Here is a 12479-nt window from a genome sequence, read left to right as displayed (position 1 = left end):
ATCCAGCGGAGGAGACCGTGCCGAGCACCACCCGACGCCGCGTCCTTGACCGGGTGCCACCGCTGTTACGCCAGACCGCCTTCCGCAGATACTGGACCGCCCAGTCGATCTCCTACCTGGGCGATCAGATCACCTTCGTCGCCCTGCCGCTGGCCGCGGTCCTCGCCCTGGACGCCAACGCGGCCCAGCTGGGCGTCCTCTCGGCCGCCGCGTCCCTTCCCAATCTGCTGTTCTCGCTGCACGCGGGCTCGCTCATCGACCGGTCCGGGCGGCTGCGCACCACGATGATCGTCGCCGACCTCGTCCGCGCGCTGGTCCTGGTGACCGTGCCGATCGCCTACTGGCTCGACGTGATGACGCTGCCGCAGCTGTACGTCGTCGCCTTCGTCACGGGGACGTTCGGCATGTTGTTCAGTCTGTGCGCCAACAGCCTCCTGGCCGTCGTGGTGCCGCGTGAGCAGCTGCTGTCGGGCAACGCCCTGGTCAAGGGGAGCTACAACTTCTCCTTCGCGGCGGGTCCCGGGATCGGCGGTGGGCTCGTGCAGATCCTGTCCGGTCCCGTCGCGATCGTCCTCGACGTCGTCTCCTTCGTCGGTTCGGCCCTGCTGCTGCGGTCCTTCTCGCCGGAGGAGCCCCGGCCCGCGCCCGCGGGCCGCAGACATCTGCGGGAGGGGCTGCGGTTCGTGCTGCGCACCCCGGTCCTGCTCGCGAAGTTCTTCGCGGACGCCAGCCTCAACTTCTTCTACACGATCTACTTCACGCTCCTGGTCCTGTACGCGGTGCGGGAGCTCCACCTGTCGTCCGGCCTCGTCGGTGTCGTGATCGCGGCCGGTGCCGTCGGCGCGATGGCCGGGGCGGCGCTCACGACCCGGGCGAGCCGGTCGCTGGGGGTGGGCGGGGCCTTCTTCCTCGGCGCGTTCCTCTATCCGGGGGCCCTGGTCCTGGTGCCGCTGGCCCAGGGACCGGTGTGGCTGGCGGCCACGTTGCTGATCGTGGCCGAGTTCGTCTCCGGCATCGGCCTGATGGTGTGTGACATCTCCGCGACCTCGATCCAGCTCGCGTTGACGCCGCACCGGCTCCGCGCCCGGGTGCAGGGCGCGTTCATGCTGTTCAACAAGGGGTCCCGGCCGCTGGGCGCGCTCGTGGGCGGCGCCCTGGGCAGCTGGCTGGGGCTGCGCCCGACGCTGTGGCTGGCCACGCTGGGCGGCGTCGTGAGCATCCTGTTCATCCTGCCGAGCCCGCTGCGGCGGCTGAAGGACCTGCCTGCCGAGGCGGAGTGACGAGGAGGCGGAGCACCCCGGCGAATCGGCTCGCCGTCCCGCCGGGGCTCCCTCCCCGCTCAGCGGCTCACGCCACGGAGCTGAGGGCCTCGGTGGAGGCGACCTCAAGGGTGGGCAGGATCTCCCGCGAGCGCAGCACCATGCCCTGGCAGTAGTTCGCGTTGTGCTCCAGGCTCCGCTGCCGCTGGTACGGCATCTTCTGCCGCCCCCGGTGGTCGATGTGCAGGGTGACCCGCTCCGCCCCCGCGTCGTCGGCTTCGAGCATCTCGCGCCCCACCAGCAGGCGGAACAGCTCCGCGGACACCTCGACCAGGTGGCCCTTGTCGTCCGGCCGGCCGAGCAGGGTGACCTCGGTGAACGCGTAGTCCGGCGTCCGTACCGGTTCGCGGTAGATGTAGGCACGGGTGAGGAGGTCCATCTCGAAGGCCTGGCGCGCCATCGGGTCGGCCCACCACTCCTGTTCGGCGACGAAGTCGGCCAGCAACCGGTCGAACTCCTCGCGGTGCGAGCTCAGCACCATGTGCGCGGTCTTGCCGGTGTTCAGCAGGTCGTAGTTGCCGAGGTCCTTCGTCGACTGGATGAAGAACCGGCACACCTCCGAGTCGGGCCTGCTCCGGAAGTAGCGGGCCATCTCGGCGAACAGGTCGCCGTAGGAGAGGGTTCCGGTCGCGTCGAGGTATCCCGAGAGCACGAACAGGGCGCGCATGTTGTACAGGGTGTACAGCGCGTGGTTCACCCAGTAGCCCTCGTAGCAGTCCTCCTCGGTCACCCATTTCGTGCCGAGGACGACCTCCGCCTCGGACACGTCGCTGGCCGCCTCGGCGGTCACGATGCCGAGGGCCTCCCGCTGCGCGTACATGGGCGTGTTGTGCAGGAACAGCTGCGGATAGACGATGATGGTGTCGGCGTACGAGCGGCAGAGCCTGGTCAGCCCGTCCTTGAACGAGGTGAGGGTCTCGCCGGGCAGCGGCCAGATCATCTCCACGTACGAGCTGATCCGCTTCTCCCGGAGCAGGCGCTGCAGCCCGATGTAGGTCTCCTCGCGGATGTTCTTCCGGTCCACCATCTCCAGCGTCGATTCGTTGACCGTCTGCAGCGAGATGGGCTGGCTCACCATCAGTCCGCCGCGTACGAAGATCTCGGTGATCTCCGCCATGCGCTCGGGCCGGTTCTTGGCGGCGGCCATGTGGACGATCAGTGGGTAGCCGTTCTCCTCGCTGCATTCGACGATGTACTCGCTCAGGGCGATGTCGCGGGGTGAGAGGCCCCAGTTGGCATCGGCGATCATCAGCGCGTTGTAGCCGTGCTCGCTGACCCACTTGAGCTCGTTCTTGATCCGTTCTTCTTCGAACTTGTTGACCTTGGAGTTCGTGGCGGCGCCCCAATAGCAGAAGGTGCAGCGGAACGGGCAGCCGCGGTTCGTCTCCATGATGGCGAAGCTGAATTCGTGACCGTCGAAGACGCCGTTGAGGAACGGCGAAGGAATGTCCATCAGGTTCTGGATCCTGGGCGCCGCCTCGGTGGTGACGAGTTCGCCCGCGGACCAGAAACTGAGCCCCGGCACCTTGTGCATGTCCGGATTCCGCGCGCCGAGTTGCCGGATGAATGCGAGGGACGTGCGTTCCCCCTCTCCGTTGCACACGTAGACGTTCTGAGCGCCGTCGCTCAGATAGGTCGCGGCGTGGTTCATCACCTGGGGTCCGCCCAGCAGGTAGTGCGCGTCGGGGCGCAGGGCACGCAGTTCCTTCAGCAGCCAGCGGACCAGCTTCATGTTCCAGATGTAGCAGCTGAACGTATAGAGGTACGCGTCCTTGTCGGCGAGCTGCCGGAGCAGGTCGCGCCGGTCGCCGGTGACCGGGAGGGACACGATCTCGAAGGTGTGGGCCGCCGCGACCTCGTCGTCGTCCTGGGCGAACGCCTGGATGTAGCCGGAGGCGAGCGGCAGGATGTTCTCGTAGGTGGGCAGTTCCACCAGCACGATCCTCCGGCGGTCCCGCGTGGCCGTCCCGGCGTCCGTGGTTCCGGATAATTCCTGGCTTTCCATGCTCGTGCCCCCTATGCCCTCTGCCCGTCGTGACCGCTCACGAGATACGTGGACATGGCGTCCGTGACGGTCGCCATGTTGTCGAGATAGAAGAAGTGCCCGCCCGGCATCAGACGCGTGACGCTTTCCGCCGTGCCCAGGTCGCTCCAGCGTTCCGCCTCGGCCGGGGGCACGAGGTCGTCGTTCTCTCCGCCGAACACCACGATGGGGATGTCCAGCCTGCGGAGCGCATCGCCGTACGCGTAGTTCCTGAAGAGCTTCACGTCGCCCCGCAGGGTGCGCAGTGCCTGGCTCATGACCTCCGGGTGGTTCCTGAGGTCGTCGGAAACGCCCTCGTACGTCCCCAGGATGCCCAGGAGCCACTCGTCGGTGATCTCCTCCTCGGTCGCCGGGTTCGGCCGGTGCCGGTGGGGAGGAACGGCTCCGGAGGCGAAGAGCACGGCGGGCGCGCGCCCCGCCGACTGTTCCCTCCAGCAGAGCTCGTATCCGACGTAGGAGCCCATGCTGTGGCCGAAGACGTAGAGCGGCCCGTCGAGGTCGCCCAGGGCTTCGAGGACCTCGTCGACGATGCGGTGGAGGTCGGCCGCGACCGGTTCGTCGGCGCGCGAGGCGCGGGCGGGGTACTGGGCCGCGAGGATGCGCAGGTCCTCGGGGAGCCAGTCCGCCCACGGGCCGTAGTTCTGTGCCGACCCTCCCGCATGGGGCAGGACGAGCAGCGTTCCCCGTCCGGGGCCCCCTGCTCCGGGGCGCATCTCCCACAGGCACGCTCCGGGCCTGCTCGCGCGGGTCGCCGGGGCGGGCGAGCCCGCGGTCGGCCGCGCCGACTTCGCCACCCGCTGGTCGATGCGTTCGGCCAGTTCGGCCAGGACCGGCGCGTCGTTCAGCACCCGGACCGTGATGTTGATGTCCCAGTCGCGGCGTACGCGCAGGACGACCTTCGTGGCCAGCAGCGAGTCACCACCGACATCGAAGAAGTCCTGGTCGCGCTTGATCTTTTCCCTGTCCAGCCGCATGACGTCGGCCCAGATCCCGGCGAGCCGCTGTTCGGTCGCCGTCTTGAAGTCGCTGTGTTCCACGCGCCCCCCTCTTCGGATGGATTCCGTTCGTGCGGTGCTCCCCCGTTCCCGGACCGTGCCCGGGGTCCGTTCGCCGCTCTCGCCGTCCGGCGTCATGGCGTCGGGGGTGCGAGTGCGGCGGTGATGGCGTCCCGGTCGGCCTTTCCGCTGGGAGTGCGCGGCAGTTCCGGCAGGACGGTGAGGGAGACCGGGATGAACTGCTCGGGCAGGAGTTCGGTGAGTGCCTTGAGCGTCCTCGCGCCGTCGAACACGTCCTCGTCGACGTCCACGGTCACGGCGGCGCGCAGCTGCCGGGAGCCCTCGGCGATGTCCACCACGACGGTGACCGCCTCGACGATCCCCGGCTGCTCCAGCAGGCAGGCGTCCACCTCCAGTGGGTTCACGCGCACGCCGCGGATCTTCACCTCGCGGTCGATCCGGCTGAGGAGGTGCACGGTGTCCCCCTCGACGCGCACCAGGTCACCGGTGCGGAAGGCGTGGCGGTGCCCCTGTGGCGTCGTCTCGTCGAGCGTGACGTACCGCTCGGCGTTGAGGGCCGGCTGGTTCAGATAGCCCACGGACAGCGGTGCGCCGGCGACCAGGAGTTCACCCACCGACGGTTCGCCCGGCTCGGTGGGGGCGACGAGGACCTCGCAGCCCGGCAGCGGGCGTCCGATCGGGGGGAGCGTGGGCCAGGTGTCGCTGGAACCCGTGAGCGTGTGCACCGCGACCATGGCGGACTCGCTCTGTCCGTAGTGATTGTTCAACCGGCAGCCAGGAAGGCGACGGAAGAGATCACGGACCGCCGGGGTGCACACGAGCTGCTCTCCCGCGGTGTTCACCTCGGCCAGGGCGAGGTGCTCCAGGGAGTCCGTGGCCTCGGCGGCCACGGCGAGCATGTGCAGGGCGACGTACGGCAGGAACAGGCGCTCGACGCGGTGGTCGCCGAGCCAGTCCAGGAGGGCGATGGGGTCGCGCCGGAGCGGCTCGGGCATGACGATCAGCGTTCCGCCGCCGCAGAGGGTGCCGAGTACTTCCTGGAACCACACGTCGAAGTTGAGCGGGGCGAACTGGGCCGTGCGCAGGTCCGGGCGCACCGAGTGGCGCCACTGCCAGGCCGCCATGTTGTCGACGCAGCGGTGCGGCAGGGCCACGCCTTTGGGCAGGCCCGTTGAACCCGAGGTGTAGATCACGTATACAGGGAGGTCCGGTCGACAGGACAGCCGCGCGAGCGCGGCCACGGCATCCGTGTCGGTCGGGTCGGGCGCGGCGGGGATGCGGACCGCCTCGGCCTTGAGGCCGAAGGCCGGTTCGTCGCCGCAGTACAGGAGCATTCGGGCCTCGCTGTCGGCGGCCATGTGCTCCAGGCGCCGGAGCGGGTACTCGACGTCGAGCGGCACATAGGTCGCTCCCGCGCTCACGGTGGCCAGCATCGCCGCGACGATCGCGGCGCTCCGTGGTCCGGTGACCGCCACCCGGTCACCCGGGCGAATGCCGTGCTCGGCGAGGAGATCGGCGATGTGACCGGCCCAGGCCGCGAGCCGGGCGTAGGTCAGTTCGTGTTCCTCGTCCTGTACGGCGATGTCTTCGCTTCGCTCTTTCACGGTCTCGGCCAGTGACTCCAGCAGGCAGCGCGCTTCGGCGTCGCCGCCCCAGAGCGCGTACATTCCCCGGCCCGGCGCCGGTGCCCTTGATTCCTCTGTCATTGTTGCCCCCCAGGGCACATCCATGGTGACGGCCAGGTCGCCGTCAGAATCAAATTCATCTGCTCTCGTCCGGGCTTTCCGCGGGCCATGGCCATGGGAAAGCTCCGGAAGTCCCGCCCGCGGGAAATCGCGTTGGCGGCGCGCGCCATGCCGAGGTGATCGCGGCGCGGCGACGATCCGCGCCGTTCAGGTGGTTGCGCTGCGACTCTTCACGGGGACCGACGAAGCCGGACTCTCCCTGCCTGCTCCGGCTCCCCGGCCTGTTCTTCCTCGCCCGTCTCCACCGCGTCGACACGACGGAAAGAGGACCTTGCCGGTGCTTCCTGGAACAGGTTTCCGACGGCAGAGGCGGCAGCACGCATTTGCCCATTGATGCGGAGTTACGTGTCGTCGCCGCGTGGCCTCGCATCGGGCACGGGTCCCGGGTATGTGACACAAGGTGCGGGACCGGGATTCATGGCGACGTTATCCCGGCCCTATTCCTCAGTCAACACCTCGACCGGGGTGCCGTGTTGACGCGCAGACCGTTTCACGCTTCGTCCGTACAGGCCGATTCCGCACGCCTCGACAAGGCGTCAAATGGCGACCGGAATAGTCGATCACCGCACCGTTGGGTGATGTCGAGCGGCGCCTTGATGGAGAAGACACGTACCGAATTCATTGATGTATTCGAACTTCTTTCACGACCGGAAGCGCCCCCTCGGGCACGCCCCCCTCGACCTCCCTGCCCCGCTCGGAGAGGCGGCGCCGCGAGCCCACCGCACCGACGACATCAGGCCATGCGCGTGCGGCACAAAAGCAACCACCCGCCCCGGATCGGGGGGGCATGCTACTCCCCCTGTTGATGGCCGAAGTTACCCCCTGCGAGTCCACGCATCGCGAGCGGCATGTTTGCATGTGTCCATGATCATTAACGAGCAGCAAACAGCCGTGCCGCGGACGTACGTGGACCGCGTCCTGGAGCACTGGCACAAGGACGAAGAGGCCGAGGCGCTCGTCCAGGGTGCGCAGCGGCTGACCCGGGGCGAAGCTCGCCGACGGCTGTTCAGGCTGGGCCACGCACTGCGCCGGCAGGGGCTCGAGCCCGGCGACGGAGTGGGGCTGTTCCTGGCCAATCGCGTGGACTCCGTGCTGGTGCAACTCGCGGTCCATCTCATCGGCTGCCGCGTCGTCTTCCTGCCGCCCGAGCCGGGCCCCGGCGAGCTGGCCGCGCTGGTCGAGCAGTCGCGGGCGCGCGTCGTGGTCACCGACCCGCTCTTCGCGCGGCGGGCCGCCGACGCGGCCGGGCGCAGCGTCCACGCCCCCACCCTGGTCAGCCTCGGCCCCTGCGCCCAGCCGTGTCCGGACCTGCTGGCCCTGGCGGCCGAGTGCCCGGCGGAGCGCCCCGACGGCGTGCCCGCCCCGGCGGCGGACGAGGCCGTCACCGTCCTCTACACCGGCGGCACCTTGGGCAACCCCAAGCTCGCCGCGCACAGCCACCGGCTCTACGACACGCTGGTCGACATGGCGGAGGACGATCCGCAGGACTCCCGCGCCGGGTTCTTCCCCACCATGGACCCGAGCACGGACCGGGTGCTCGCCTCGACGCTGCTCACGCACGGCAGCGGCCACCTCACCTCGATCCAGGCGCTGGTGACGGGGTCCGTCCTCGTCGTGCTGCCGGAGTTCGACGCGGGCGCGGCGCTGACGGTGCTGCGCGAGGAGCGGATCACCGCCACCATGTTCGTCCCGCCGATGCTGTACGCGGTCCTCGACCACCCGGAGTGCGTGCCCGGCGCCCTGCCCGCGCTGCGCCGGATCGTGGTGGGCGGCGCGGCCACCTCGCCCAGCCGGCTCCAGCAGGCGGTCGAGGTCTTCGGGCCCGTGCTCAGCCAGGGCTACGGGCAGTCGGAGGCGCTCGGCATCACCGCGTTCGGCGCGGAGGACCTCGCCGCGGAGGGCGCCCGCCGTCCCGAGCTGTGGCGCAGCTGCGGTCGCGCGATATGCGACACCGAGATCGAGATCCGCGGCGAGGACAGCACCCTGGCGCTGCCCGTCCGGCAGGTCGGTGAGGTGTGCGTCCGGGGCGAGACGGTGATGCTCGGCTACTTCGAGGACCCGCGGCGCACCGCCGAGGCCCTGCACGACGGCTGGCTGCGCACCGGCGACATGGGCTACCTCGACGCCGAGGGGTACCTCTACCTCGTCGACCGGGCCAAGGACATCATCGTCACCGGCGGCACCAGCGACAACGTCTACTCCCGGGTCCTGGAGGACTTCCTGCTCACGCTGCCGGGTGTGCGCAACGCGGCGGCCCTCGGCGTACCGGACGAGGAGTACGGGGAGGCCGTCCAGATCTTCCTGGCCACGGCCGAGGGCGTCGACGTCGACCCGGGCGCGGTCGGCGCGGCGGTGACCGCCGAGCTGGGCGAGCTGTACACGCCCCGCGGGACCGTCCTGCTGAAGCAGCTCCCGACGACCAACGTCGGCAAGGTCGACAAGAAGGCGCTGCGCGCCGCGTGGACGAGCGGGGACTTCGGCACGCCCTAGAAACGCCTGTGCGAAAAGTGTTGTCCCCAGGCCCCGTGCCCGGTCTCCCCTACGTCGGACCGACCGACGATCACCACAGAGTGGAGCGCACATGCACCTGGGCAAGGACAACGCCGACGCGGAGCGCGGCCGTCACGGACGGAGCCGTCGCGGGCTGAAGGTCCGCGTGCTGGCGGGCGGGGCCGTGGCGGCGGCCGCTCTCGCGTCGGTGGGGACGTTCGCCCTCGCGGACACCTCCGGCGGCGAGAAGCCGGGCACCGCCGCCGCGGAGGCGAAGCAGCGCCCGGCGCCGAGCAAGACCGCGCGGTACCAGAAGCAGCTCCTGGTCCTCGTCAACGCCGAGCGGGCGAAGGCGGGGTGCCGGCCGCTGCGCCTGGACCGCCGGGTTCAGGCCGCCGCGCAGGCCCACGCCAAGGACATGGCGGCGCGGGACTACTACGACCACACCAGCCCCGAGGGCAAGAGCGCGGGCGACCGGATGCGGAAGGCGGGATACCGCGCCGGGGCGTGGGGCGAGAACATACACAAGGGCCCGAAGGGCCCCAAGACCGCCATGCGTGACTGGATGCGCAGCTCCGGGCACCGCGCCAACATCCTCAACTGCGCGTACAAGGACTTCGGCGCCGGTGTCGGCCTGAAGGCAGGCGGCCCCTGGTGGGTACAGAACTTCGCCACCGAGCTCTGAGGCCCGGACGGGTCCAGGACCGTGCGGACAGGCCCTGGACCCGCCTGCGGTGAACGCGGAGGAGGAAGCCGGTGAACGCGGAGGAGGAAGCGGGGGCCGCGGCGGCTACAACGCGGGCTTCCGTTCCTCGGCCGTGAGGCCACGGAGCGTCCAGAGTCCGTACAGGGCCAGCAGTGGCTTGACCGCCGTCCACTCCCCCGGGCGGTAGTCGTCCGCGCGCACCAGCCGCTCGGCGAGGTCGGGGCGCTGCCGCCGCAAGTAGGCGCGCGCCTTGAGCGCGTGCGCCGGCTGGGAGGCGATCTTGATGCGGTCGGCGTCTTCGAGAAGGGGGATCACGTGCGTGATGTTCTCCCAGGTCGTCCGGCTGCGGTCTTCGAGGACCACCGTGCCGCGGAACCCGAGCACCGACGTCGCGTAGTCCGCCATCACCGCGGCCTCCGTGGCGCCGCCGCCGGTCGCGCCGCCGCTGAAGATCACGCGCGGGTTCCCCGCACCGCCGCCCGTGGCGGAGCGGATTCCGGCGCGGACTCGCCAGCGGTTGATGACGTTCGCTGTCGCCTGGGGGTTTCGGAACCCCAGCACGACCACGGCCTCGACGGCGCCCGCGCCGCGCCCCACGAGCGTGCGGGACCAGCGCCGGTTCAGCCACTCGCCCCAGGCCAGGGCCGCCGCCCCCGCGATCGCCGCTCTCGTCCTCCGTCGCATGCGGCGACCCTACGACGCCGTCACGCGTCACCCCTGCGGCGGCGGGGGCGGCTTCGGCGCCCCCGGAGGTGGCGCGATCTTCCTGTACGCGGTGGCCGGGGCGGCGGGTGCGGCGGGGGCCCGCTCCGCGCGGGGCAGGAGCGCGTCGCGGCGCGCGCCCGGGTCCCAGCCCGTCTCCACGACCCGCTTCTGCACGACGATGGCCCCGGCCAGGATCACCGCGCCCAGGAGCAGCATCAGGACGGCGCCGCCCACCGTCCCGGCCTTGGCGGCGTTGCCGATGAGGGAGCCGAACCAGCCGAAGTCCGCGTCGCCGAACGTCGTGTTCTCCTTGCCGAAGGCGCCGAGGACCTCCAGGAGCAGCGCGGGCAGGAACGTGATGAGCACGCCGTTGAGGAAGGCACCGGCCACGGCGCCGCGCCGCCCTCCGGTGGCGTTGCCGTACACCCCCGCGGCGCCACCGGTGAAGAAGTGCGGCACCAGGCCGGGCAGCACCAGCGCGAGCCCGAAGGCGGGCTCCAGGATCCAGGCGAGCAGGCCGAGGCTGACCAGGCCGCCGACGAAGCTGGAGATGAAGCCGATCAGGACGGCGTTCTGCGCGTACGGGAAGACGATCGGCGCGTCCAGCGAGGGCACCGCACCCGGCACCAGCCTGTTCGCGATGCCCTGGAAGGCGGGCACGAGTTCACCGAGGATCGTGCGGACGCCGAAGAGGATCACGGCGACGGCGATGCCGAACTGGAGCCCCTGCATGATCGACTGCATGACGTACGCGCCGACGTCGGGCGCGGCCGGACCGCCGTCCGCGGCGAACGCCTTGAACGCGGTCTCCTTGCCCACCTTGGCGAGGAACACCAGCGACATGATCAGGTAGATGAGCACCATGGACAGGGCCGTGGCGACCATCGAGTCCCGCAGGAAGCGCAGGCCCTCGGGCAGCTTCATGTCCTCCGTGGAACGGCTGCGGCGCCCGACGAGCTGCCCCGTCGCCCCGGCGACGACGTAGCCCGCGGTGCCGAAGTGGCCGATCGCCACGGTGTTGTTGCCGGTGACGCGCTTGGTCCAGGGGTGGGCGAAGGCGGGCAGCGCCACGAGCAGGATGCCGAGCAGGACACCGCCGACGACGACCACGACCCACGACTTCTGCCCGGCGGTGGCGAGCACCATCGTCAGGAGCGTGGCCATGAACAGCATGTGATGGCCCGTCAGGAAGACATAGCGCAGCGGCGTGAAGCGGGCGAGCGCCAGGCTGACCGCGAAGCCGAGGATCATCAGCCAGGCCACCCGCGAGCCGTATTCGGCCTGGGCGATGCCGACGATGGCCTCGTTCGTCGGGATCACGCCGTGCGCACCCGTCGAGCCCTGGATCATCTCGCCGAGCGGGGCGAGCGCCGCCACCACAAGGCCGGCGCCCGCGCCGATCAACAGGAACCCCAGCGTCGCCTTGATCGCGCCGCCGAGCACCTGGCCCGCCGACTTGCGCAGCGCGACCAGACCCGCGGCCGTGATGAGCCCGATCAGATACGCGGGCTGGCTGAGGATCTCGTCGACCAGGAACTTCGCTACCGATACCAGCCGGTCCACGGCGCTCTTCCTCCTACTTCTCCACTGTCGTGTGCGGTGCTCCGGCTCATACGTCGTACGTGTCCCGCAGCACCCGGTCGGCCTCCGCGGTGGAGGTGAAGTCGTCCACGACCTTCACGGGGATGCCGACGTCGCCGAGGGTCCTGGCGATCTCGCGGGAGGTGAGGATCGCGACGGCCTCGGCCGCCTTGCCCTTGGCGGAGATGGTGTCGGTGGCCTCCACGGTCACGTACCGGCCCCATCCCCAGCGTTCGAGGACCTGCTCCAGGGTGTTCTTCAGGAACAGGCTGGTGCCCAGGCCGTTGCCGCAGACGGTGAGGATCTTGTGCACGGTCCGGCCACCGCCCGCCGCGCTTTCCCGCGCGGGCCCCGGTGGGGTCTCCCCCGCGAGCAGCGCCCGCAGGGCCTGCGGCGTGGACGCGTTCCGCAGGGCCCGCTCGGTCTCCGGGTCCGCGAGCAGCCGGGCCAGTGAGGCCATCGCCTCGGTGTGCTGGGAAGCGTCCCGCGCGGCCAGCGCCACGACCAGGTCCACCGGGTCGTTCGTCGCGTGCCCGAACTCCACCGGCCGCGCCAGCCGTACCCAGGACATGCCCGTCCGCAGCACCGCCGGTGAGGGCCGCGCGTGCGCGAAGGCGAAGCCGGGTGCGAGCACGATGTACGGCCCGTTGTCCACGACGCTCCGGATCATCTCGCCGGTGTACGCGTCCGTGCTGCTGCCGGTCTCCACCAGCAGCTCACCCGCGAGGCACACCGCCCCGCGCCAGTCCTCGGCCTCGGCCCCGAGCCGGATCGCCTCCACCGGCAGCAACGCGCTCACAGACACCATGAGGCTGATCGTTTCACAGGCCACGGGGCCGGGCCGAGGGCTCGGGCCGTGCGACGTTCCCGTCG

At 70.5% G+C, this 12479-nt stretch carries 9 protein-coding genes; 3 read left to right on the top strand and 6 right to left on the bottom strand.

Features of this window, described 5'->3' with window-relative positions; genetic code table 11:
• The first annotated feature begins 17 nt into the window (after positions 1 to 17).
• Complete coding sequence (locus C9F11_RS41750; protein WP_171076027.1) at positions 18 to 1280, top strand: MFS transporter; 1263 nt, start codon at positions 18 to 20, stop codon at positions 1278 to 1280.
• Between the two features lie 67 nt (positions 1281 to 1347).
• Here C9F11_RS41750 and C9F11_RS41745 read toward each other — a convergent pair whose 3' ends face one another.
• The 3 genes from C9F11_RS41745 to C9F11_RS41735 form a co-directional block, all read right to left on the bottom strand.
• On the bottom strand, positions 1348 to 3252 hold the full coding sequence (locus C9F11_RS41745) for a radical SAM protein (RefSeq protein ID WP_171076026.1): 1905 nt from the start codon (positions 3250 to 3252) through the stop codon (positions 1348 to 1350).
• Between the two features lie 83 nt (positions 3253 to 3335).
• Complete coding sequence (locus C9F11_RS41740) at positions 3336 to 4400, bottom strand: alpha/beta fold hydrolase (protein WP_171076025.1); 1065 nt, start codon at positions 4398 to 4400, stop codon at positions 3336 to 3338.
• 92 nt (positions 4401 to 4492) lie between these two features.
• Positions 4493 to 6085 carry an AMP-binding protein gene (locus C9F11_RS41735; RefSeq protein WP_212767882.1) on the bottom strand — a complete coding sequence of 531 codons (1593 nt, stop codon included), beginning with the start codon at positions 6083 to 6085 and terminating at the stop codon, positions 4493 to 4495.
• 903 nt (positions 6086 to 6988) lie between these two features.
• Here C9F11_RS41735 and C9F11_RS41730 point away from each other — a divergent pair.
• Together C9F11_RS41730 and C9F11_RS41725 are read left to right on the top strand one after the other, a co-directional pair.
• Positions 6989 to 8614, top strand: a complete 1626-nt coding sequence (locus tag C9F11_RS41730; RefSeq protein ID WP_249402113.1) for an AMP-binding protein — start codon at positions 6989 to 6991, stop codon at positions 8612 to 8614.
• Positions 8615 to 8705: 91 nt separating this feature from the next.
• Positions 8706 to 9299 carry a CAP domain-containing protein gene (locus tag C9F11_RS41725; RefSeq protein ID WP_138965658.1) on the top strand — a complete coding sequence of 198 codons (594 nt, stop codon included), beginning with the start codon at positions 8706 to 8708 and terminating at the stop codon, positions 9297 to 9299.
• A 105-nt stretch (positions 9300 to 9404) separates the two neighbouring features.
• On the opposite strand, the gene C9F11_RS41720 is transcribed toward C9F11_RS41725, so the two are convergent.
• The 3 genes from C9F11_RS41720 to C9F11_RS41710 are packed head-to-tail and all read right to left on the bottom strand — an operon-like array spanning position 9405 to position 12414.
• A complete protein-coding gene (locus C9F11_RS41720) occupies positions 9405 to 10004 on the bottom strand; it encodes a YdcF family protein (RefSeq protein WP_138965656.1) in 600 nt (199 codons plus the stop codon).
• Positions 10005 to 10031: 27 nt separating this feature from the next.
• Complete coding sequence (locus tag C9F11_RS41715) at positions 10032 to 11588, bottom strand: PTS ascorbate transporter subunit IIC (protein ID WP_138965654.1); 1557 nt, start codon at positions 11586 to 11588, stop codon at positions 10032 to 10034.
• A 46-nt stretch (positions 11589 to 11634) separates the two neighbouring features.
• On the bottom strand, positions 11635 to 12414 hold the full coding sequence (locus C9F11_RS41710; protein ID WP_138965652.1) for a PTS sugar transporter subunit IIA: 780 nt from the start codon (positions 12412 to 12414) through the stop codon (positions 11635 to 11637).
• Positions 12415 to 12479 lie beyond the last annotated feature (65 nt).

This window comes from Streptomyces sp. YIM 121038, from assembly GCF_006088715.1.
Lineage (GTDB): Bacteria > Actinomycetota > Actinomycetes > Streptomycetales > Streptomycetaceae > Streptomyces.
Note: the sequence above shows the minus strand (reverse complement) of the source record. Positions and strands in the feature narration are given on the sequence as shown.

Excerpts from the sequence above, each read along its gene's own strand:
- C9F11_RS41710 (WP_138965652.1), bottom strand. The coding sequence starts at position 12,414 with ATGGTGTCTGTGAGCGCGTTGCTGCCGGTGGAGGCGATCCGGCTCGGG.
- C9F11_RS41725 (WP_138965658.1), top strand. The coding sequence starts at position 8,706 with ATGCACCTGGGCAAGGACAACGCCGACGCGGAGCGCGGCCGTCACGGA.
- C9F11_RS41730 (WP_249402113.1), top strand. The coding sequence starts at position 6,989 with ATGATCATTAACGAGCAGCAAACAGCCGTGCCGCGGACGTACGTGGAC.
- C9F11_RS41735 (WP_212767882.1), bottom strand. The coding sequence starts at position 6,085 with ATGACAGAGGAATCAAGGGCACCGGCGCCGGGCCGGGGAATGTACGCG.
- C9F11_RS41720 (WP_138965656.1), bottom strand. The coding sequence starts at position 10,004 with ATGCGACGGAGGACGAGAGCGGCGATCGCGGGGGCGGCGGCCCTGGCC.